The organism is Apibacter muscae (assembly GCF_007845635.1).
Classification (GTDB): Bacteria; Bacteroidota; Bacteroidia; order Flavobacteriales; family Weeksellaceae; genus Apibacter; species Apibacter muscae.
Genome location: NZ_SELG01000041.1, coordinates 252,302 through 275,557 on the forward strand (window position 1 = coordinate 252,302; position 23,256 = coordinate 275,557).

Annotated in this window: 15 protein-coding genes; 4 read left to right on the forward strand and 11 right to left on the reverse strand. The window is 29.8% G+C overall.

Annotation, left to right across the window (positions count from 1 at the left end):
- Window positions 1-25: 25 nt before the first annotated feature.
- The 3 genes from upp to uvrA all read right to left on the reverse strand — a co-directional run bounded on the left by upp (window position 26) and on the right by uvrA (window position 4,276).
- Entirely contained in the window at window positions 26-682 is a 657-nt protein-coding gene (gene upp / locus ETU08_RS10330) for a uracil phosphoribosyltransferase (RefSeq protein WP_146262946.1), read from the reverse strand.
- 66 nt (window positions 683-748) lie between these two features.
- Window positions 749-1,438, reverse strand: a complete 690-nt coding sequence (locus tag ETU08_RS10335; protein WP_146262947.1) for a DUF4919 domain-containing protein — start codon at window positions 1,436-1,438, stop codon at window positions 749-751.
- 12 nt (window positions 1,439-1,450) lie between these two features.
- Complete coding sequence (uvrA, locus tag ETU08_RS10340; RefSeq protein ID WP_146262948.1) at window positions 1,451-4,276, reverse strand: excinuclease ABC subunit UvrA; 2,826 nt, start codon at window positions 4,274-4,276, stop codon at window positions 1,451-1,453.
- Between the two features lie 118 nt (window positions 4,277-4,394).
- Here uvrA and ETU08_RS12120 point away from each other — a divergent pair, with 118 nt between their 5' ends.
- Window positions 4,395-5,372, forward strand: a complete 978-nt coding sequence (locus ETU08_RS12120) for an acyltransferase family protein (RefSeq protein WP_146262949.1) — start codon at window positions 4,395-4,397, stop codon at window positions 5,370-5,372.
- A gap of 153 nt (window positions 5,373-5,525) precedes the next feature.
- Here the strand turns inward: ETU08_RS12120 and ETU08_RS10350 are convergent, their stop codons facing one another.
- From ETU08_RS10350 to ETU08_RS10380, 7 genes are all read right to left on the reverse strand, one after another.
- Window positions 5,526-7,427: a T9SS type A sorting domain-containing protein gene (locus tag ETU08_RS10350; protein ID WP_185145317.1), complete on the reverse strand. Its 1,902-nt coding sequence runs from the start codon at window positions 7,425-7,427 to the stop codon at window positions 5,526-5,528.
- Between the two features lie 74 nt (window positions 7,428-7,501).
- Window positions 7,502-10,357 (reverse strand): leucine--tRNA ligase, encoded by a 2,856-nt coding sequence (gene leuS / locus ETU08_RS10355; RefSeq protein ID WP_146262951.1) that lies wholly within the window; start codon window positions 10,355-10,357, stop codon window positions 7,502-7,504.
- A 166-nt stretch (window positions 10,358-10,523) separates the two neighbouring features.
- A complete protein-coding gene (locus tag ETU08_RS10360) occupies window positions 10,524-11,627 on the reverse strand; it encodes a DegT/DnrJ/EryC1/StrS family aminotransferase (protein WP_146262952.1) in 1,104 nt (367 codons plus the stop codon).
- A 139-nt stretch (window positions 11,628-11,766) separates the two neighbouring features.
- On the reverse strand, window positions 11,767-13,209 hold the full coding sequence (locus tag ETU08_RS10365) for a mannitol dehydrogenase family protein (protein ID WP_146262953.1): 1,443 nt from the start codon (window positions 13,207-13,209) through the stop codon (window positions 11,767-11,769).
- A 113-nt stretch (window positions 13,210-13,322) separates the two neighbouring features.
- On the reverse strand, window positions 13,323-14,819 hold the full coding sequence (locus tag ETU08_RS10370; protein WP_146262954.1) for a GH3 family acyl-acid amido synthetase: 1,497 nt from the start codon (window positions 14,817-14,819) through the stop codon (window positions 13,323-13,325).
- Window positions 14,816-15,775 carry an electron transfer flavoprotein subunit alpha/FixB family protein gene (locus ETU08_RS10375; RefSeq protein WP_146262955.1) on the reverse strand — a complete coding sequence of 320 codons (960 nt, stop codon included), beginning with the start codon at window positions 15,773-15,775 and terminating at the stop codon, window positions 14,816-14,818. The genes ETU08_RS10370 and ETU08_RS10375 overlap by 4 nt, the downstream gene beginning before the upstream one ends.
- A 27-nt stretch (window positions 15,776-15,802) precedes the next feature.
- On the reverse strand, window positions 15,803-16,552 hold the full coding sequence (locus tag ETU08_RS10380; protein WP_146262956.1) for an electron transfer flavoprotein subunit beta/FixA family protein: 750 nt from the start codon (window positions 16,550-16,552) through the stop codon (window positions 15,803-15,805).
- Window positions 16,553-16,770: 218 nt separating this feature from the next.
- Here ETU08_RS10380 and ccsB point away from each other — a divergent pair, with 218 nt between their 5' ends.
- Together ccsB and arfB are read left to right on the forward strand one after the other, a co-directional pair.
- The gene (ccsB, locus tag ETU08_RS10385) at window positions 16,771-20,064 is read left to right on the forward strand and encodes a c-type cytochrome biogenesis protein CcsB (RefSeq protein ID WP_146262957.1); all 3,294 of its coding nucleotides are present in this window, start codon (window positions 16,771-16,773) and stop codon (window positions 20,062-20,064) included.
- A gap of 9 nt (window positions 20,065-20,073) precedes the next feature.
- Complete coding sequence (gene arfB / locus ETU08_RS10390; RefSeq protein WP_146262958.1) at window positions 20,074-20,469, forward strand: alternative ribosome rescue aminoacyl-tRNA hydrolase ArfB; 396 nt, start codon at window positions 20,074-20,076, stop codon at window positions 20,467-20,469.
- A 211-nt stretch (window positions 20,470-20,680) separates the two neighbouring features.
- Here arfB and ETU08_RS10395 read toward each other — a convergent pair whose 3' ends face one another.
- The gene (locus ETU08_RS10395; RefSeq protein ID WP_146262959.1) at window positions 20,681-21,559 is read right to left on the reverse strand and encodes a DUF4349 domain-containing protein; all 879 of its coding nucleotides are present in this window, start codon (window positions 21,557-21,559) and stop codon (window positions 20,681-20,683) included.
- 318 nt (window positions 21,560-21,877) lie between these two features.
- Between ETU08_RS10395 and ETU08_RS10400 the strand changes: the two genes are divergently transcribed.
- Window positions 21,878-23,224 (forward strand): NCS2 family permease, encoded by a 1,347-nt coding sequence (locus ETU08_RS10400; RefSeq protein ID WP_146262960.1) that lies wholly within the window; start codon window positions 21,878-21,880, stop codon window positions 23,222-23,224.
- Window positions 23,225-23,256: the final 32 nt, after the last annotated feature.

Below are 23,256 nucleotides of genomic sequence, written 5' to 3' on the forward strand. Positions count from 1 at the left end.
AGTTTTTTATGTAGAGTGTTTTTGATTAATGTAGTTTTTTTCCGAAGGCTAAATCTCCTGCATCTCCTAATCCTGGAACAATGTATTGTTTTTCGTTTAAAATTTCATCTACAGAAGCTATCCAAAGCTCTGTACTCTCTGGTAATTTTTCCTTAATATAATCAATGCCTGGTTTTGATCCTATAGCTGCTACAATGTGTACTTTTTTAGGTGAGCCGTATTTTAGCAGTACTTCGTAAACATTAGCTAATGATTCTCCTGTAGCTAACATGGGATCTGAGATAATAAGTGTTTTATTATCTAAAGATGGGGTAGCTAAATATTCAACAACGACTTCAAATTCTTTACTGTTTTTGGAATGATTTCTAAATGCAGATACAAAAGTAGTTTCTGCTTGATCAAAAAAATTCATCATTCCTTGGTGCAATGGTAATCCTGCACGTAGAATTGTGCATAAGACGGGTTGTTTACTTATATACTCTGAGGGTTTTATGCCCAAGGGTGAATTTATATTTACAGGGTAATAATCTAATGTTTTACTAAGTTCATATCCTAAAACCTCCCCTATTCTTTCAAGGTTTCGCCTAAATCGCATTCTATCTTTTTGAATGTTTACGTCTCGTAGTTCTCCCACAAAGTGATTTAGTATGGAACGTTTATGGGTAAAATCATGAATTATCATTTTTTCTTTATATATTTAATTGTTAAGATTTTTATTTAAGTTAAGATTTAAATTAAATTTTTAAACTTATAATTTAATTTTATTTCCATTATTAAACACTTCAATAAATATTTGATCTCTATGTTCTTCATTATAATTATTATGTTTGGTCCATAGATCTAAGACCGTATATTTATTTATGATCTTTGAATTTCTATTGTATTTCCCCATATTTATACCTAGATAATTTAAAAGTGTAATCTCATCAGCCAAGGTTATCACCTTAAAAGCAGTTTCTTTAGATGTACCGTCACCGCTTGCTGCTATCGCAGACATTAAGAGTTCTGATTGAGATTTAAGTTCTTTCAATCTATATTCATTGTCTTTGGTATTGGTGTATGAATTTATTAAATTCATAATAACCATGAGATTGATGGGATCTTTTTTTAATATGTTTTCTCCTAATTCAATAGCTTTCAGATATTTTTTTATTTTTTTTGCTCCTACCAATTTCATAAATTTTAAATAATCAGATTTCATTTGGGAGGATTCTTTATAATATGGAGAAAAAAGTTTGCCGTAATAGAGATTTTGCAATTTTTCTTTATCTGCTAAAAGTGATTGATTAGACTGCATAAATTCTTCTACTAATTTATCATAATAGTATTTTGAATCTTTGTCTTGAGTATTGTTTTTTATTTTTTCTAAATCAATTTCTTGTCCTAATGAAAATGCGCCAATTAGTAAAAAAATATAGGTTAAAATTTTATTTTTCATAGGTTTATTATTTTAAATAAGTTCTTCCTTTAAAAATTTAGCAGTATAACTAATTTTATTTTGTGCTACCTGTTCTGGTGAACCTTCTACAATGATTCTTCCACCTTTTTCTCCTCCTTCTAAGCCTATATCAATCACGTAATCTGAAGCTTTAATAACATCTAGATTATGCTCAATGATTAGGACTGTATTGCCTAAGTCTACCAAACGATTGATTACTTCCATTAATATACGAATATCTTCAAAGTGCAAGCCCGTGGTTGGTTCATCCAATATGTATATGGTATTGCCGGTTTGTTTCTTACTTAGCTCGGTTGCTAATTTTACTCTTTGTGCCTCCCCACCGGATAGTGTAGTAGATTGTTGCCCTAGCGTAATGTAACCTAATCCTACTTCTTGTAAAGTTTTTACTTTTTGATATATTTTAGGAATGGGTTGAAAGAAGTCTACCGCTTCATCAATAGACATTTCTAAAATATCTGAAATGGATTTTCCTTTGTAACGAACTTCAAGAGTTTCTCGGTTAAATCTCTTTCCATGACAAGTTTCACAGTTTACATAAATGTCTGGTAGAAAATTCATTTCAATTAATCGTAATCCAGATCCTTGGCATACTTCACACCTACCCCCTTTTACGTTAAAGGAAAATCTTCCTAACTTGTAACCCCTAATTTTGGATTCCGGTAAATTTGCAAATAAGTTGCGTATTTCTGTAAAAACACCTGTATAAGTAGCCGGATTTGAGCGTGGCGTTCTCCCTATGGGAGATTGATCTACATCTACAATTTTATCTAAATGTTCCAACCCTTCAATTTTTTTGTAAGGCAAAGGTTCTTTTTCTGCTCTATAAAAATGTTTGTTTAGTATGGGGTAAAGGGTATTGGTGATTAATGAAGATTTTCCACTTCCTGAAACTCCAGTTATGCAAGTTAGAACTCCTAGTGGGATTTTTAAGGTCACATTTTTTAAATTATTACCTGTACATCCGGTTAGCTTTAAATAATGATCATTACCTGTCCTTCTTTTTTGAGGAACAGCAATTTTTAATTCTCCGATTATATATTTAGAAGTTAATGTATTAGCCTTAATAATATCTTTAGGATCTCCTTGCCAAACAATTTCTCCTCCATTTTTACCAGCATATGGACCTAAATCAATGACATAATCCGCATTTAGAATCATATCTTTATCATGCTCAACTACTAAAACAGAATTCCCTAAATCCCTTAATTTTTTTAACGAATCTATCAGTTTTACATTGTCTCTTTGGTGCAAGCCAATACTGGGTTCATCTAAAATATACAAAACGTTTACCAATTGGGATCCGATTTGGGTGGCTAATCTAATTCTTTGAGATTCTCCTCCAGAAAGAGTTTGTGATGGTCGATTTAAACTTAAATAATCCAAACCAACATCCAGCAAGAAACTTAAACGTTTGCTTATTTCTTGTAAAAGCTCAGTCGCAATTATTTTCTGATTTTCAGATAAATGTTTTGGCAATTCTTTTAACCATTTTTCTAATTGTTTTAAAGGTAAATTAGAAATTTCAGAAATATCTTTATGGTCTAGTTTAAAAAAAAGACTTTCTTTTTTTAGTCTTTTACCTTTACAATTTGGACAAATTTTATCTTCAAAAATTAGAGTTTTAAATTTTTGGGATTCACCCTCTTCATTGCCCTTAGCTAAACGAGTTAAATATTGGATGACTCCTTCAAAGCTAATTTTATAGGTTTTCTTGATTTGCGCATAATCTAAATCCAAAGTAACTTTTTCGTTTACGCCGTATAAAATTTCATTTTGTGTTTTCTCTGAAATTTCTTCCCAAGGAGTAGTTAAATTAAAGTCATTTTTCTTTAGAATAACTTCAATTTGAGATATTAGCCATCCGGTATGTTTAAGTTCTTCAAAAATGGGGATTACATTTTTTTTAAAACTCAGTTTAGGATTCGGAATTAGTTTGTTAATTTCAATTTCATTAATTTTACCTAAACCATTGCAAGTATTGCAAGCACCTTTGGGAGAATTAAACGAAAAGGTATTGGGTTCTGGCATTGGATAGGACAATCCAGTGGTGGGACACATTAAGTTTTTACTAAAAAGTTTGCCAAGATTTTCGCCTTGTTTTAAAAGCATTATAGTTCCTTCTCCGTATTGCATAGCTAAACGAATAGATGATAGAATACGCTGAGAATGATCTTCAGTATCAATAACTAATTTATCAATAACTACTTCAATGTCATGGATTTTGTATCTATCCAATTTCATATCCGTTTGAATATCTAAAATTTCACCGTCTACTCTTACTTGTAAAAAACCTTTTTTAGCAAGGCTGGCAAACAACTCTCTATAATGTCCTTTTCTAGAGCGTATAATAGGCGCTAATAGTATAACCTTTTCTTGATTAAAATCTTTATATATTAGTTCTACAATTTGGTCTTCTGAGTATTTCACCATTTTCTCACCTGTATTATATGAAAAAGCATCGGAAGCTCTCGCATATAGTAAGCGTAAAAAATCATATAGTTCCGTTACAGTACCCACTGTTGAACGTGGATTTTTAGATGTTGTTTTTTGTTCTATGGCTATAACAGGAGAAAGTCCGTCAATTTTGTCTACATCGGGTCGCTCTAAATTCCCTAAAAATTGTCTGGCATAGGCAGAAAAAGTTTCAATGTATCGTCTTTGACCTTCTGCAAAAATTGTATCAAAAGCTAGGGATGATTTTCCACTTCCACTAAGCCCTGTTATTACCACTAATTTTTTTCTAGGTATTTCAATGGAGATGTCTTTTAGATTATGTTCTCTAGCTCCGTATATTTTAATATAATCCTGATTCATTGTTTATTACTAGGAATTAATGAGTAGACTTAATTGAAAGATTAAACAAAGATAGAAATGTATTTTCTAATATCTAATTTATTATTAATAAATTAGATTTTTTAAATTTTATTTTTATATGAATGTTTATAAAGAAAGAAGTTATACTTTTGATAATCTTAAGTTTTTATTAATCTTACTGGTTATTTTTGGGCATATAATAGAATATTACATATTTTTTAATCATAATTATAAGAGTATATATTTATTTATATATTCCTTTCACATGCCATTATTTATATTTATCTCTGGATATTTTTCTAAAAATATATGCTTAGATAAACTAAAACACACATCTAAAAAATTAATCTATATCTATATTATTTTTCAAATAATTTATACTATAATAGATTATATTATTTTTAATAAATTCTCAGGTTTAAATCTATTATTTGTTCCAAATTTTTCACTTTGGTATTTAATAAGTTTGATTTGTTGGAGATACACTTTTATTTTTTTAAAAAAAAAATTTAGCTTAAAATTTGTATTTATTTTATCTATAATTTCTTCCATAGTTATTAGTTATTCAGATTTTCATCAGTTCTATTTAGCAGTTGGTAGGACCTTATATTTTTTTCCTTTTTTTATTTTGGGAATTTTATGCAATTATAAAACTTTAAAATACATTAAAAGTATACCAAAATATATTACGTTAATAATTTTTATTACGTGTTTTTCAATATACTTTTTGAATGATATCTATTCATTTAAAAATGTTCAATTTATATTATATGAGATGTCTTCCTTAATAGACATGCAACCTTTTGTGTTTAAAGCTACCTTTTTTAGATTTTTGTTTATAATTGTTGGGGTATTTATTTGTGTAAGTATAATTAATCTAGTTCCTAATAAAAAAAAATATTTTATTAGCGAAGAGGGCAAAAACACCTTAGTTTATTATGTATTTCATGGTATTTTAGTGAAAGTAATCTTCTTTTATGTTTTTCTATATAATATTAAGTATAGTTTTACTTTTATTATTTTAATTTTTATATCCATTGTTTGGATTTGCTATTTGTTGACAAAGAATAAATTAGTTAAAAAACTAATATTATAATTGATAAAACTCTATCTATTGAACTAAATTTTTTACGCAAAATTCTTTGAAAAAAATTGATAATAATGATTCAAATTATTTTTCAATAGAATATTAAAAAAGAGGCATTTGATTTAAATCAAATGCCTCTTTTATAGATTAAATTATTGTAGATTATAATTTAATAAAACGGTCTTTAATTTTTCCGTTGTTGGTGTGTATTATTATATAATATATACCTTTAGACAAAGAGGAAACATTTAACTTTTTTAAATCACCGGTGTTACTTAAAATAAGTTTTCCCGTACTATCAAAAATTTCTATTTTTCTTACGGGTTGTTCAGATGAAATATACAATTCATGATTTACCGGATTTGGATAAATTCTAAATTTATGGTTGGTCAAATTAATTTCAAGATTATCCTTGCTTTCTTCCTCCTCAGGTTGGGTAGTTTCTTCTTGTATAATCTCATCATTATTTTCTTCGCTTTCAAACGAAGAATTGCATTCTGTAGTAACCACGGGTAATTTTACAGGACCTGTTTCTAAAACTTCTTCTAAATTTTCTCCATAGGTTTCTTTTATCTTTTGAACTAATTTTTGAATAGATTTATTAGCAATTTCAAATTCCGATTTATCCACACACAAAGAATCAAATCCCATTGAATTTAAATAGTAATTATTATGAAAAAAATCTTCATGTAACCAATAATCCTTAACTCCATTTTTTATATTTAAATTTCTAAAATTTGAATTGTAATATTTATTCATAAATTTAAATGATCTTATTTTAGCATTTTTAGATAAATCTAAATCTGTTAAATAATAAGGACCTGCATGTAGCGTATCAAGATTACGATTTTTGGACAAATTGATATTCTTCATTGTAGTTAACTCAATGTCTAAGTATTGTAGCTCAGAATTTTTGGATAGGTTCACACTGTCAAAAGCTGTATTAATTAAGGAAAGATGTTTTAATTTAGTGTTTTTTGTTAAATCTAATTCACCACTTATTCCGATTGTATTATCCAAAATTAAAGTAGATAATTTTGGGTTCTTTGATAAATCTGAGGAGGAATTATTGTTCAATTGAGCCTGTAAATATTCTAAATTGGGTAGATATTTAGTTTCCAGATCTACATAACCTTTTATAACTATTTTTTTAATTTTAGGAAAATCATTTAAAAAATTTACACTACCAAAAAATTGTTTACCATTAAGAGTAAGCTGGGATAAATTTGGGATATCTTTTAGAAAAAGAGTTATAGATGAAACTCCTTGAATATTTAAAGTATCTATGTTCGGTAGATGTTCAAGGGTGAAATTATAATACTCTTTCTGGCAATTTTTACCTGTTCCTTCCAGATCTTTATAGGTAAAAGAAGTTAAAGGTAAATTTGATAACACGCCGTTTTCAAAACAATTTCTATCAAAATTGAGCTGTTTTAAATTTTTGAAATCTTTAATTTCAAAATTCTTTAATTTTATATTATCAGAAAAAATTAAACTTTCCAAGTTTGGTATATTTTCAGAAGTAATTCTGCCTAAACCTGAGAATTTATTGCCAGAAATATCTATTTTTTTTAAATAAGGGTGATAACCAAAGACAACATTGTTGTATAGTTTATATCCTCCGCTTACACTTAATTCTTCAATTGATTCTAAGCGAGATACATCTACAGCATAAAGTGCAAAATTTACATCACAAACAAATTTTTTTAAATTTTTGAAATATTGCAATCCTTCTGTGGTCTCATAAGTCATGAAAATTACAGATTGTCTTGCATCATATTCTTCAACATCACTAAAGTCTAGTTCATAAACAGCTAACGCTTCATTATATGATATTTCTCCATCTCCGTTGGTATCGATGACCATAGAATTTCCAAATTGATCTTTTGCAATGTTATTATTTTCATTTGCACGTAATAAAATTGGTTTAATTTCAGGGAATTGATCTTCCGTATTACCAGTATGTGGGCTTTTATAAAATTTAATAAAATCTTCTTGATTTTGAGCAAATAAGCTGTTTCCAACGGAAACAATTAGTAGAAAAATATAAAATTTTGCATTCATAAGTATATTAGTTTTTGGTACAAATATAGCTAAAGGCTTTAACATATAAGCCTTTAGCCATTGTTTATTTATATCTATAAAACAATATTTACAATTCTATTGGGTATAACAATAATTTTTTTAGGATTTTTACCGTCTAAATATTTAGGCGTTTTTTCGTGTTCCAGCACAGCAATTTCAACTTCCTTGGAAGATAAATTAGCAGGTAGTTCAATTTTAAATCGAACTTTCCCATTAAAACTCACTGGGTATTCAAACGAATCAGAAACTAGATATAATGGATTGAAGGCTGGCATTGCAACATATTCAATACTTTCAGAATGTCCTAGTTTTTCCCATAATTCTTCGGCAATGTGTGGAGCATAAGGTGAAAAAATTAGAAGTAAGGATTCTAAAATTTCTCTCTTAGTACATTTTAACTTAGACCATTCGTTTACAGCAATCATAAAAGAACTTACGGTAGTATTGAAGGAAAAATTTTCTAGATCATCAGTTACTTTTTTTATTAGCTGATGCAAAATTTTTAATTCTTCTTTCGAAGGTTTATCTTCTGAAACTAAAAAAGAATCGTTAGGACCAGAATGATACAATTTCCATAATTTTTTCACAAAATTGTGAACGCCTACCAATCCTTGTGTATTCCATGGTTTCGATTGTTCCAATGGACCTAAAAACATTTCGTATAAACGGAGCGTGTCTGCGCCATATTCTTCACATACATCGTCTGGATTTAATACATTAAATTTGGATTTAGACATTTTTTCAATTTCTCTACCACAAAAGTATTTCCCATTTTCTAATATAAATTCGGCTTCTTTAAATTCATCTCTCCAATTTCTTAATTTGTCAATATCAATTTCATCAGAAGCACCAATTAATAAATTTACGTCTACATGAATAGGAGTAATTTTGTGTTGGGGTTCAATTAAGTTGCGAGAAATATAGTTCTGTGTGCCATCCATTCTATAAACAAAAGCACTTTGTCCTAAAATCATTCCTTGATTGATAAGCTTATGGAAAGGTTCTTCCTTATTTACGTAACCTAAATCTTTTAAAAATTTATTCCAAAAACGAGAATACAATAAATGTCCGGTTGCATGTTCGCTCCCCCCTATATAAAGATCTACATTTTCCCAAAATTTTATGCATTCAGGATCTGCTAATTTTGATCCGTTTTTGGGATCAGTATATCTTAAATAATACCATGAACTTCCTGCCCAGCCCGGCATGGTGTTTAAATCTAATGGAAAAACTGTTGTATGGTTTATTCTTTCTTTACTAACCACCTGTTCTTTTTCTATATCCCATGCCCAAATAGAAGCACGCCCAAGGGGTGGATCTCCATCTTCTGTGGGTAAATATTTTTCTACTTCTGGAAGTACCAAAGGCAATGCCGTTTCTGGTAGTGTATAGGCAATATCATCTTTATAATAGATGGGAATAGGTTCTCCCCAATATCTTTGTCTTGAAAAAACAGCGTCTCGTAATCGATAATTTATAGTTCCGTGTCCAATATTTATTTTTTCAATTTCTGAAATTATAACTTGTTGGGCATCTTTAACTTTTAAACCATTAATCAGCTCAGAATTTATGCAAATACCATCTTTGGAAGTAAAGGCTTCTTCTTGCACATCTGTTCCGCCTTGAATTACTTCTACTATAGGAATTTGGAAATGTTTGGCAAATCGATGATCTCGATCATCATGAGCAGGGACTGCCATGATAGCTCCAGTACCATAGCCCATTAGTACATAATCAGCGATATAGATAGGAATGTTTTTTTTGGTAAAGGGATGAATACCATAGGCTCCGGTAAATTGTCCTGAAATTGTTTTAGCATCTGCAATTCTTTCTCTTTCTGATCGTTTGGAGCTATCTTCTTTGTATTGATTCACAGCCATTATGAATTCTTCCGTGGTTATTTCATCTACCAAGGGATGTTCTGGAGCTAAAACTATGAAGGTAGATCCGTAAATGGTATCCGGACGTGTAGTAAAAATTTTAATTTTTTTATTAGAGTTAGCAATTTCAAAATCTATTTCTGCACCTTGAGATTTACCAATCCAATTTTTTTGACTTTCTTTGATGGGCTCGCTCCACTCAATTTTATCTAATCCTGATAGCAATCGTTCTGCATATGCTGTAATCCTCATAGACCATTGCATCATTTTTTTTTGATATACAGGATACCCTCCTCGCTCGGATACACCGTTGATTACTTCATCATTGGCAAGAACAGTTCCTAGGGCTGGGCACCAATTAACCGTGGCTTCTGCGCGATAAGTTAATCTATATTTAGAAAGTATATCTTGCTTTTCATTATCAGAGTAATTATTCCAATCGTTGGCGGTAAAAATATTTTTTTGAGTTGTACAAGCATTAACATTAGCATTACCTTCTTTAGAAAAAATTTCCATCAAATGATTTATTGGTAGTGCTTTATTACTATTTTTACAATAATAGGAATGAAACAATTGTATAAATATCCATTGAGTCCATCGGTAGTATTCTGAATCTGAGGTGCGTAATTCTCTATCCCAGTCAAAAGAGAAACCTAATTTTTTTAATTGATTGCTATAACCTGTAATTTTATCACCTTTTTTATCCAATCCGCCATCAATATTTACTTTTGTTGTCGTAGCAGGATGTTGCCCTGTTTGTATAGCGTATTGTTCTGCCGGAAGTCCAAAACTATCATAACCTATGGGATGCAGTACATTAAATCCTTGATGCCTTTTATATCTTGCATAAATATCTGAAGCTATATATCCTAAAGGATGTCCTACGTGCAGCCCAGCTCCAGATGGATAAGGAAACATATCTAAAACATAATATTTAGGTTTTGAAGGATCCTGAGAGGTGGCAAAAGTTTTCTGATCAAGCCATTTTTTTTGCCATTTTTTTTCTATTTCTTTGAAGTTATATTGCATATTTATACTACGATCTTTTTAAAAATTTATGAATTTCTACAAAGGTAATAATTTATGATAGTTAATAAAATTAAGTAGTATTTTGGATATTCAATATTTAATTATATTAAATATTGAATATCGTTTAATTTAATATTTATAAAAAATTTTTATAACGGTTTTATTCTTAAGAATATTCTTTTATGATCTGGGTAATTTTCTCAACTTCTCTCAATTCCAATTCTGAAAACATGGGCAAACATAGAACTTCATTTGCAATTTTATTGGCTATTGATAGATTTGAAAATGAAGAAGATTCTAAACCTTTATAGGTGGGAAAATTGCTTATTAAGGGATAAAAATACCTGCGGCAGAAAATTTCTTTAGATTTGAATATTTCATATAGTTCATCTCTAGTTTTCCCGTATTCAGACTTATCTATTAAAATCGGAAAATAGGAATAGGGCTTACTTACATTGCTTTTTGATGGTAATAAATGAATTCCTTTAATATTAGCAAGATTTTTTCTATAGAGTAAATCAATATTTTCTCTATTTTTAATCATTTGATCTACGTACTTTAGCTGTAATAACCCATAAGCTGCCTGAATTTCATTTAATTTTGCATTTATTCCTGGGGAAAGAACAGTTATTTCATCTTCAAAACCAAAATTTTTAAGTTTATCAATTCTATCTTTTTCCTTTTTTGTATGAGATATTATGGCTCCTCCTTCAATAGTACTATAAACTTTAGTGGCATGAAAACTTAAAATGGATAAATCGCCATAGTTTAATATAGAATTATTATTTATCTTAGTACCAAATGCATGAGCAGCATCGTATAGAACCTTTAGTCCATAGGTTTCAGCAATTTTTTCAATTTTATCCACTTCACAAGGATTTCCGTACACGTGTACAGGGAGTATTCCTGTAGTTTTTGGAGTTATTGCTGCTTCAATTTTATTTGGATCAATGTTTAAGTATGTGGGTTCAATATCAACAAACACAGGTTTAATATTGTTCCACCATAAAGAATGAGTGGTAGCAACAAAACTATATGGAGTTGTAATTACTTCTCCAGAAAGATTTAAGGCTTGTATGGCTGTAATTAAAGCCATTGTACCATTTGCGAAAAGACTTATATATTTCACACCTAAATACTTACATAGTTCCTCTTCTAACTCTTGATGTAAGGGACCATTATTGGTTAACCACTGTTTGTCCCATATTTTTATTAAATATTCATTAAATTCTTCTAAAGGAGGTAATTGAGGTTTAGTAACAGGAATCATAACATTAGCTTTAATTATTTTGAATTAAAAAATAATTTGCTAAATTAATCATATTATCTGATAATTTAAAATATATTTTATTCTATAATGTTCAATTAATTAGAAGATAATTAAATATTTGAAGATATATAGAATTAAATTATTGCTTATGTATCAATTTTTTTAGCTCTATAGACATTCCATTTTTGTTTATATTTTCTGCATAAATAATATAAGAATCAATAAAAGAATCTTTTTCAATTAAATTACAACTTTTGAATGGAGATATATTTAAAAAGTCTAGAACATTTGAACTTTCAATATTTTTCTGATCTTCATTACTTAACCAAGGTTCATTGATCTCATAAGAATTACCCTTATCATCAACTTTATATTTTAAATAATGTCTATATGAAGCTACTAAAAAAGCAATTCGCTTTAAATCTTTACGATCTTCAATCATTTTGATTAAGTTAGGAACTATATATACTGGAAACTTGGACACCCCATCGGCGCATAATCTTGATACCTGATCACTAACTGCATGATTTGAGAATCTTTCGATTAGAATTTTTTTGTAATCCTCTAAATTTGTATTTGGAGGTGCTGGTACATAAGGAGTAATGTCTTCATTCATAAATTCTTTTACATATTCAAGTATATCTTCGTCATGCATAGCTTCATCCACTTTTCTAAATCCTTTGAGAAATGCAGGATACGATAGTAAGGTATGTGAAGCGTTTAATAAGCTTAGTTTCATATTTTCATAAATATCTACTTCTTGGGTAAATTCCACTCCCACCCTTTCAAGATTTGGCCGTCCTTCTGCGAAGTTATCTTCTATCACCCATTGTATAAAATCTTCGCAATACACCGGGGCCTTATCTTCCATTCCGCTTAGGTTATTTAATTTAGAAATATCCTCAACAGTAGTTATGGGTGTAATTCTGTCTACCATAGAATTAGGAAAGGTAACCTTTTGTTCCACCCATGGAGCAAGTTCACTATCTTGAGCTTGGATAAAAGTTAGAAATGCTTTTCTTGCTGTATTCCCATTGTGTTGTAAATTATCGCACGAAAGGATTGTTAACCCTTTATTGCACTTTTCTTTTCTTCTTCTTAATCCTTCTGAAATAAACCCAAAAATAGTCCTAGGATTTTGGGGATTTTCTAAATCGTGCTTAATCTGTTCTTCGTTTATGTCGAAATTACCGTTTTCTTTGTCTATATTGTAACCTCCTTCAGTGATAGTTAAAGAAATTATTTGTATATTTTCATCGGCAATTTTATTAAGTACGGCTTCTGGATTTTCAATTCCCCATATTAGTTCTTGTATAGAATTTATTTCATAAACTTTTTTGTCTCCATTTCTACCACAAACGGTAAGTGTATAAGCTAGATTTTGCGAATGTAAAGCATCCATTAATTTCTTATCGGAAGGAAGCAAGCCAACTCCGCATATTCCCCATTGGTTTTGGTCTTTAAATTCTAATAATTGATTGATATAATATGCTTGATGTGCTCTATGAAAGTTTCCTACACCAATATGTAAAATTCCACAATTAATAGTAGAAGATTCAAAATTTGATTTTATAAATTCCATAATTTAAATATTTAGTTGTTCTAGATTTTTTTAAGAAAACTTAGAGTAACTAAGATATAAAAAAATAGATATTTTATACTAATTAATTGATTGAATTTTAAATATTAAAATTATTATAACATATATTTAATTAATTTATCTGCAATTTTTCGATCATTGGAAAGTCTAGGTAACTTATTTTGTGCTCCCAGTTTTCCTATTTCTTTCATATATTCATTAAAACCATTTTTTTGTATAGGTGTAATTTTTAGTGTTCTTAGAATATTACCTGAAATAAGATCATCGTAGTAAGAATTCCTTTTTCTCATTGCATTATCTAATTCTAAGGCAAATTCATCTAGGTTGGTTGGATAATTTTCAAATTCAATAAACCATTCATGGTATGGCAAACCTTCTTTTGGATTTACTTGTGGTGCTAATGTAAATTCTGTAACAATAATTTGTGATTGATTGGTAGCCTCTTGCATAGATTCTTCTACTTCGCAGGAAATTACATGCTCTCCGAAGGCGGAAGTAAAATGTTTAGTTCTTCCAGAAACTATAATTTTATAAGGTTTTAAATGAACAAAACGGATTAAATCTCCAATTTCATAAGCCCATAAGCCGGCATTGGTCGTTAGAATAATCGCATAATCTTTATTTAATTCAACTTCTTTTAAAGTTAATCGAGTCGGATTATTTTTTCCAATTTCTTCGGCTGGTACAAATTCATAAAAAATTCCGTGATTCACCATTAATAATAAATCATTGGAATTTACATCATCTTGAAAACCTATAAATCCTTCAGATGCAGGATAAGTTTGAATAGTATCAATCTTTTGCCCCATTAAGTCTTCTATTTTTTCTTGATATGGGTTATAATTCACTCCTCCGGTAACTAATAATTGAAGATTCGGAAACAAGTGTTTTATAGGTTTTCCAGATCTTTCGATCAGTTTTTCAAAGTACATGACTAACCAAGGAGGGATACCACCAATTAAAGTCATGTTTTGGTTTATAGTTTCATCAACAATTTTATCTACTTTAGTTTCCCAATCTTCTATGCAGTTGGTTTCCCATGATGGCAATCGATTTCTTTGTAAATATTTAGGAACAAAGTGTGCTGATATTCCGGACAATCGACCAATTTTTAATCCGTTTAGTTCTTCCAACTTAGGGCTACCTTGAAGAAATATCATTTTACCATTAATAAAATTTGAATTTCCGAATTTATGAATATAGTGCATTAAAGCCCCTTTAACACCTTCTACTTGAAAAGTCATAGATTTTTCAGTAACAGGAATATATTTGGTACCCGAGGTTGTCCCTGAGGTTTTTGCTAAATATTGTGGCTTATTACAATATAGAATATCTTTTTCACCTTTTTTAATTTTATCAATGTAAGGCACTAAGCTTTCATAATCCTGTAAGGTAACTCTTTCCTGAAAATCTTTAATATTATTAATTTCAGAGAAATAATGGGCCTTACCAAAAGTTGTATTTTCAGCATCCTTTATTAATTTTTTAAACCATAAATTTTGATAATCTACAGGATTTTCAATCCATTTATAATCTTTCTTTACATAAAAGGAAGCCCATGCATTAGCTATTTTAGACTTTAAAAAGCTCATAAATTGGATTGCTTTTTAAATGCTTGCAATTTTTCTATTAATTGGGGTACAACTTCAAATAAATCTCCTACAACACCATAATCAGCAGTTTTAAAAAATGGTGCTTCAGGATCTTTATTAATTACTACAATGGTTTTACTATTTATAACTCCAGCAAGGTGTTGAATTGCACCTGAAATTCCTACAGCTATATATAGATTTGGAGCTATAGATTTACCGGTTTGTCCAACATGTTCGGAATCCGGTCTCCAACCTAAATCGGAAACTGCACGTGAACAAGCCGTAGTGCCATCTAGAACATTTGCTAAATTTTCTAACATGTTCCAATTTTCAGGACTTTCAATGCCTTTACCTCCTCCAATAACAATTTTTGCATTTTCAATGCTAATGGATCCTGTTGATATCTCTTGATCTAAAACTACATAGTTAGAATCCGGATTTATTTGAACTGTACTTTGTTCAATGGTACCTTCTACAGGTGATTGTAGAGCACCTATTGAATAATTAGAAATTGTTAAAACCTTACATTTATTATCGGTTTCTACAATAACATCTGCTTTTCCGGAAAAAACTCTCTTTTTTACCGTAAATGGAGATAAGGATAAAGGCAAAGAAACAACGTTTGTTATATAAGCCGCTTTTTTATCTTTAACAACATAGGGGGCTATTGAAAGACTTTCTGAGGAATGTGAAAAAAGAATCAAATTGCCATTGGCTATTTGAGAGATTGCTGAGGCATACACCTTAGGGTTAAAATCTTTAAGTTTTTCATCATTAATTTTATGTACTAATGAAACTCCGTAATCCAATAATTTTTCAGGGTTATCTTCTGAATTTATTACAATAGCACAAACTTTATCTTGAGTAGAATCAGCAATTTTTTTTGCATAAGTAGCTAATTCAAATGCTGAGTTTTTAAAAATTTTATTTAAAGTTTCTATATAGATGTAAATCATTGTAAGTATAATTATAATAAGTAAATTCTAAATAACTTTAGCTTCATCATGAAGTAAATTAACCAATTCATCCAAATGATTGGGATCAATCAACCTAACTTCAGATCGTGCCTTCGCTTTTTCAAATTTGATCGATTTTAATTTGGAAGGAATATTTTGAGCTTCTTCAACTATAATTTTTTTAGCTCTAGCAGCCATTATACCTCTCATAGTAGGAATTTTAATTTCATTATCTTTAACCAATCCTTTTTTACCGGCTAAAACAACTGGGAGTTTTAATTCGATTGTTTCTACACCATTATCTAACTCTCTAACAACACTTATTTTATTATTGTCTAAAATATTTATAGAGATTACATCATTGACAAAATTATATCCTAATAGTGCAGCCGTTAAGCCTGGCACAGCCGCCCCGTTAAAATCTAAAGATTCTTTTCCTAACAAGAGAAGATCATAATTGTTCTTTTTGGCGATAGCAGCAATCTCATGGGCTACTATTTCGCTATCTTTAGGTTCAGTATTTACTCGTATGGCCTCATTAATTCCCAAAGCCAAGGCTTTTCTCATTACTGATTCAACGGACGGTTCACCTACGGTAATCAAGCTTACTTCTGCTTGATGATTTTCTTGAAATTGCAAAGCTTTATTTACACAATATTCATCTAATGGATTAATAATAAATTGAACTCCATTTTTATCGAATTTTGTATCATTATCAATAAAATTCATCTTAGAAGTAGTATCCGGTACCGCACTAATAGCTACCAATATTTTCATATTATAAACATTTTCTCTGTACTAAAATAATAAAAAGAATCTATACTACAAGAAGTAAAAGTGTAATAATGCATAGATAGACGTAAATATAATTCAAATTATACATTCTAAGTATATTATTGCCAATTGGTAGAAACATCTAGGATTTTTAGTAGTAAACATTTTGCTGTAGAACTATCTTGATGTATTTTTGGAATTCTTTTAATTAGAAATCAATTATGAAAAAATTTATAAACCTATTATTTTCAACTAAAACTACAGCTATAATGTTAGCTCTTTACGCCATAAGTATGGCATGGGCTACGTTGGTTGAAAATAATTATGGTACGCCTGTGGCTAAAGCATTAATTTATAATTCTACTTGGTTTGAAATTATAATGCTTATATTAATACTAAATTTCATAGGGAATATACAAAGATATCAGCTCTGGTCTATAAAAAAATGGCCGGTTTTAATTTTTCATATTTCATTTATTTTTTTGTTTGTAGGAGGAGCTATTACTCGCTACATAAGTTATGAGGGACAAATGCATATTAGAGAGAATGAAACTACCAACCAAGTAACCTCTGAAGGAACTTTTTTAAAAACTCAAATTACGAATGATAAAGGAATAGTAAAAGCCTACAATGATATTCCTTTTATTTTTACGCCAGAAAATATTCCATTTCTATTAAAACCTTTTCAAAAAAAAATTAATTCCAAATATGACTATTTAGGAAAAATTGTTCAGTTAGAAAGCACCGGTTTTATACCTTGGGCACAAGATTCCATTCAACCATTACCGAATGGAAAAAAAATATTGAAATTAATAACTACAAGTGAAGAAGGCCGAAAAACTGAATTTATTGAAGAAGGTACCTCTAAACAAATTCAAAATGCTTTAGTAGCCTTTAATGTTCAAAATCCTGATTCTACGGCAATTCATATTACGTCAAGTCCAGAGGATGAACTGACAATTTCTTCGCCTTTAATGGGTAGAAGAATGGTTATGACCACTCAGCAAGAACTAACCGTACAAGGAGAGAATAAAGCACAACCTTTGCAATTGGCAAGTTTATACCAGTTCCCAAATCTTACTTTTGTAGTTCCTACAGCACCAGAACGAGGTAAAATCGTTCATTATGCGGGCGATAAAAACAAGAATTCTTCAGATCCAGACTTGATTTTCATGAAAGTATCCTCGGGTAATGATTCTAAAGAATTTTCTTTTTATGGAAAAAAAGGCTGGACAGGATTACAAAAACAAGTAATGGTAGATGGATTGTTGGTTTCAGTAGGCTATGGCTCTAAAATTTATAAGACAGAACCTTTTTATTTAAAATTAAATAAATTTATCATGGAGCATTACCCCGGAAGTAATAGTCCTTCTGCATATGAATCTGAAGTTTCAATTATAGATGAAGGCAAAGAAATTCCTTATAAAATATACATGAATCATATATTGAATTATAAAGGTTATAGATTCTTTCAATCTAGTTTTGATCCTGATTTAAAAGGAACAATTTTGTCAGTGAATCATGATTTTTGGGGAACCACCATCACGTATATTGGGTATGCTTTGTTAATCTTAGGCATGTTTACAACATTATTTTGGAAAGGAACTCGTTTTTGGAAATTAAATGATCAATTGAAAAAAATTGCAAAAAATAAAAAAATGATGGTTCTTTTATTGTTCTTATCAAGCCTAATCACATATTCTCAGAATATTGATATGCATGGCACTGAGGATGGATCCATAAAAAAAGAAACCATTGTAGAGGGTGTACATGAGGGGCAAAAGATTCATGAAAATAGTGATAATAGTTCCAGTTCCATTTTTTCGTTTAAAAATTCTATACCTAAACAACCTTTAGATCCGAAGATATTTTCAGAAACAATAAAAATTCCTAAGGAACATGCGGATAAGTTTGGAGAAATGTTGGTGCAATCTTTTGACGGTCGTATACAACCTACCAATACTTTAGCACTAGAAATTTTAAGAAAACTACACAAGAGTGATAAATTTTATGATTTAGATGCCAATCAGTTTCTAATTTCTATTTCTTTGGATCCCTTAACATGGTCGCAAGTGCCATTAATAAAAGTGGGTAATAAAGGGGGGGAAGATCTTAAAAAACTCACGCGTGCGAATGAGGATGGATATACCACTTTAATGAATTTATTTCCTCCCGGACCCGATGGGGTGCCTTACTTTGTGCTAGATTCTGAGTATAAAAAATCATTTGCAAAAAAGCCCGCGGAACGCTCTAATTATGATAAAGAGATTATTGAACTAAATGATAAGTTACGAGCCTTACAAGCGGTTATTAGTGGATTATATTTACGTTTTATACCTATACAAAACGATCCTAAAAATACTTGGACTTCTTGGGCTACTCCAGATTTTAAAACGGATAGTATAGCTACACGTTTTATAGGTGGATATTTTAGAGCTGTTATGGATGCAGAAAAAACTGGAAATTGGAAATTGGCTGATGAGCAATTAAATAGAATATCCGAATATCAATACAAATGGGGAAAACAGGTGATTCCATCAGAAACCAAAATTCATTGGGAAATTAGATACAATCATTGGAATATATTTTTTAAAATAATGATAGTCTATGCCCTTTTGGGTACGGTACTTTTAACAATAGCTTTTGTAAAATTATTTTTAGATAAAAGCAGTATAATTACATTTTTAGAGCGCAGTTTATTACTCTTGGTTATAATTACCTTTATTATTCATGGATTTGGTTTAGGAATTCGTTGGTATATATCTGGTCATGAGCCATGGTCCAACGGGTATGAAGCCGTAATGTTTATTAGTTGGATTAGTGTATTGTCTGGTTTTATTCTTTACAGAAACCGGAATGGATTTATACCTGCGGCTGGATGCTTAGTAGCTGTAATATTAATGGGTTTTGCCCATGGAGGGGACCAAATGAATCCACAAATCACTCCTTTAGTTCCGGTGTTAAAATCCTATTGGTTGATGATTCATGTTGCTATAATAACTTCCAGTTATGGATTTTTTGGATTAAGCGCCTTAATAGGTACTGTTGTATTGCTATTATTCACCCTTAATAATAAAAAGATTTCTTTAAAGGTTGAAGATTCTATAAGAGAATTGACTATTGTAAATGAAATTTCCCTAACCATTGGAATATTTCTATTAACCGTAGGAACTTTTTTAGGTGGGGTTTGGGCAAATGAAAGCTGGGGACGTTATTGGAGTTGGGACCCTAAAGAGACATGGGCTTTTATTTCGGTAATCATTTATGCTGTGGTACTACACATAAGATTGGTTCCTGGTTGGAGAGGCAAATACATTTTCAATTTATTATCTCTACTCTCATTTTCTAGTGTTATTATGACTTATTTCGGTGTTAATTATTATCTATCTGGTTTACATTCCTATGCACAGGGAGATCCGGTTCCTGTGCCTAATTGGGTGTATATTGTAATTGCCATTGTAACATTACTGGCCATTTCTTCTTATTTTGCACATAAACGTAAGTTTAATAAATAAAAATTTTGAATGCAGGATTTTCAATCAGAAATAAGATTTAGAACTTCAAGAAGCAGCGGTAAGGGGGGACAAAATGTAAATAAGGTTGAAACTATGGTTGAAGCCGTTTGGAATGTAAATGATTCTATTTTTTTTTCGGAGGATGAAAAACTACGAATCAACTTTAAATTAAAAAATAGAATCAATAAAGAAGGTGAGTTACTTGTTAAATGTTCAGAAAACAGATCTCAAATAGCGAATAAGAATTTAGTTTTAAAAAGAATCACTGATTTAGTATCTCGCTCTTTATATATACCCAAACATAGAATAGCAACTAGAAGAAGCAAATCTTCCATAGAAAGGCGTTTGAAAGAGAAAAAGAAGAATTCGGAAATAAAAAAACTTAGAAATAATTCTATTTTATAAAAAAAACACTCTCTATTAGAGAGTGTTTTTTTATCACTTATACTCCAATTCCATCAAATCCTTTCCTTATTTCCAACTCACTTAATTTATTTTACTTTCTATATCCTTATTTAACCTTTTCTTTATAAGGTTTAGTTTATTTGATCCGCTTATATAAATCTGAGTTTTCTTAAAAATAGTTTCTACTGAAGCAGTTTTAAAACTTAAATAACTATTTACTCATTTTATTTACTTTTTCTAATTTGTTTTTATATTTTTTATAAATTATAAAACCTATAAGAGCTAAGATTACAATGGGCCACAAATAACATAAGGTTACTATGATGGTCTGTAAAATAATCCAACCACTTACAAATGCTGTTTTCAATCTATAGAATAAATGATTGTTATTGTATAACTGATAATGATCAGTATTCGGAACTATATTTTCTTGAAATGTATCTTTTCCTATTAAATTAATTGATACCGTTGAAAATTTAATTTTATCAGATAAAATAGCTTGGGCTAATTTGGTATGATCTAGATTATACTGTATATGGTCTTGTTGTTTAATTAAACGCTGTTTATTTTTATTAGGAATATTAACAGTATCAAGTTTTTTTTGTGTTTGAATCAATCTTTTTTCATCTAAACTAAGTTCTTGTCCTTGGTATGTAATATCAGTGGCTTCAATTACCCTTGTGTTTAAGTATTCAATTTCCGCATTTACATTTGCTAAGAATTGGCTTAAATAGATTTGAGGGACATTTACATGAATTTCAGCCACCGTTTTAAATATTTTAATTTCTTTCGCACTATCTGCTGATATAGGTTCAATCGTTTTTGATTTTAGTTCTGAATTGATCTTACTGGTTGTAATATATCCACCTAAATCTATAACACTTTTTTCTATGTTTAAAGTGGATTTCAAAACATCTTTAACTTCCCCATCAATATGGGATTTATGAATAAACTGCTTATTCGTTTGCTTTAAGGTTGATTCTATTGCCATACTTTCAATAGATTCGTCTAAAGTAGAATCTTTAAATCTTTTTTGTTCACAACTTATTAAACCAATAGCCAAAAGAATTGGAAAAATAAACTTTTTCATAATATTTAATTTTATGTTCGAAGCAAAAGTATTGAGCAATCTCTTGTAAAGCCTATATCTTCTCTTATAAAATAATTGTAAATAAGTTTTACAAAATTGGGCTATTGAAAATCAATTACTTAAATTATTTTAAAATACAGAAAATAAAAAAACATGTATTTTTTATCCATTTTAAGTTTAAATTCTATAAATTAATTATTATTTTTATAATACATCTAAAAACGCAAGTTTTATATATCCTGAATATTTTCAGGTATTTCTATGCATTATTCTTTTCAATGTTTTTATTTTCGCAAAAATTTTTTTTAAGAATCACCCATGAAACAATTTTTATATAATTTTTTTCAACTGAAGGAAAATCAAACGACAATAAAAAAAGAGTTATTGGCAGGAATAATTACTTTTCTAACCATGTCTTATGTGTTGATCGTAAATCCAAACATCTTATCTGAAACAGGCATGGATCGTGAAGCCTTGTTTACTACAACGGCATTGGCTACCATTCTTGCCACTCTTTTAATGGCATTTTTAGCAAAATTGCCTATAGCCCAGGGACCAGGGATGGGACTAAATAGTTTTTTTGCTTTTTCTGTGGTTTTAGGTTTAGGTTATTCTTGGCAATTTGCTCTAACAGCCGTATTTATAGAGGGAGTGATATTTATTTTACTTACTTTTTTTAATATTAGAGAAATAATTATAAAGAGCATACCCAATGTATTAAAAGATGCTATACCTGCCGGAATTGGATTGTTTATTGCACTTATAGGATTTAAAGTGTCCGGCATAGTAGTGTCAAATCCTAATACTCTTGTTAGTTTAGGAGATTTTTCTCAGCACAATGTGTGGATTGCATTTGCAGGGTTAATTGTTACCGCAATTTTCTTTGCAAGAAATGTTAACGGAGCTATATTAATTGGTATCATTGTCTCTACAATATTTGCTTTTATTTTAGGAGATATAACTTTACCTGAGGGTTCGTTTATGAGTATTCCTCCTTCAATATCTCCCATATTTGGTAAAGCCATTGAACCTATGCTTACAGCGGAAGGTTGGAAACAGATTTTTTCAGTAGACATGTTAATTATAGTTTTTACCTTTTTATTCGTTAATTTATTTGATACGGTGGGTACACTTATAGGGGTAGTTTCGAAAATGGGTATTACAGATAAGGATGGAAATTTTCCTAGAATGAAAAAAGCTTTATTCTCTGATGCTATTGGTACAACAGCAGGAGCTATTTTAGGTACAAGTACCATAACCGCTTATGTAGAGAGTGCTGCCGGAGTAGCTTCCGGAGGAAAAACAGGATTAACTTCCGTAGGTACGGCTCTTATGTTTTTATTAGCTTTATTTTTTGCTCCTCTTTTTCTTATGGTTCCTACGGCTGCTACAGCTCCAGCTTTAATTATTATAGGATTATTTATGATTTCTTCAGTAGCAAAAATTAATTTTTCTGATTTTACAGAAGGTTTGCCTGCTTTCTTAACAATTGCTTTTATGCCTTTTACTTATAGTATAGCCGAAGGTATTGTTTTTGGTATGTTAAGTTTTATGATTCTTAAAGTTTTTTCAGGTAGACATAAAGAAGTTTCAATGACCGTTTATTTAGTATCTGTATTATTTTTACTAAAAATTGTTTTAGATGCTTTGCATATATTGGGATAGTAACCTATCTACATAAAAAAAGCTGTTTATAT

What these genes read in the sequence shown, in the direction of transcription:
- ccsB (WP_146262957.1), top strand. Translation starts at nt 16,771, where the DNA reads ATGAAAAAATTTATAAACCTATTATTTTCAACTAAAACTACAGCTATA.
- ETU08_RS12120 (WP_146262949.1), top strand. Translation starts at nt 4,395, where the DNA reads ATGAATGTTTATAAAGAAAGAAGTTATACTTTTGATAATCTTAAGTTT.
- ETU08_RS10350 (WP_185145317.1), bottom strand. Translation starts at nt 7,427, where the DNA reads ATGAATGCAAAATTTTATATTTTTCTACTAATTGTTTCCGTTGGAAAC.
- ETU08_RS10400 (WP_146262960.1), top strand. Translation starts at nt 21,878, where the DNA reads ATGAAACAATTTTTATATAATTTTTTTCAACTGAAGGAAAATCAAACG.
- ETU08_RS10380 (WP_146262956.1), bottom strand. Translation starts at nt 16,552, where the DNA reads ATGAAAATATTGGTAGCTATTAGTGCGGTACCGGATACTACTTCTAAG.
- ETU08_RS10375 (WP_146262955.1), bottom strand. Translation starts at nt 15,775, where the DNA reads ATGATTTACATCTATATAGAAACTTTAAATAAAATTTTTAAAAACTCA.
- ETU08_RS10365 (WP_146262953.1), bottom strand. Translation starts at nt 13,209, where the DNA reads ATGGAATTTATAAAATCAAATTTTGAATCTTCTACTATTAATTGTGGA.
- leuS (WP_146262951.1), bottom strand. Translation starts at nt 10,357, where the DNA reads ATGCAATATAACTTCAAAGAAATAGAAAAAAAATGGCAAAAAAAATGG.
- ETU08_RS10360 (WP_146262952.1), bottom strand. Translation starts at nt 11,627, where the DNA reads ATGATTCCTGTTACTAAACCTCAATTACCTCCTTTAGAAGAATTTAAT.
- ETU08_RS10370 (WP_146262954.1), bottom strand. Translation starts at nt 14,819, where the DNA reads ATGAGCTTTTTAAAGTCTAAAATAGCTAATGCATGGGCTTCCTTTTAT.
- uvrA (WP_146262948.1), bottom strand. Translation starts at nt 4,276, where the DNA reads ATGAATCAGGATTATATTAAAATATACGGAGCTAGAGAACATAATCTA.
- ETU08_RS10395 (WP_146262959.1), bottom strand. Translation starts at nt 21,559, where the DNA reads ATGAAAAAGTTTATTTTTCCAATTCTTTTGGCTATTGGTTTAATAAGT.
- arfB (WP_146262958.1), top strand. Translation starts at nt 20,074, where the DNA reads ATGCAGGATTTTCAATCAGAAATAAGATTTAGAACTTCAAGAAGCAGC.
- upp (WP_146262946.1), bottom strand. Translation starts at nt 682, where the DNA reads ATGATAATTCATGATTTTACCCATAAACGTTCCATACTAAATCACTTT.
- ETU08_RS10335 (WP_146262947.1), bottom strand. Translation starts at nt 1,438, where the DNA reads ATGAAAAATAAAATTTTAACCTATATTTTTTTACTAATTGGCGCATTT.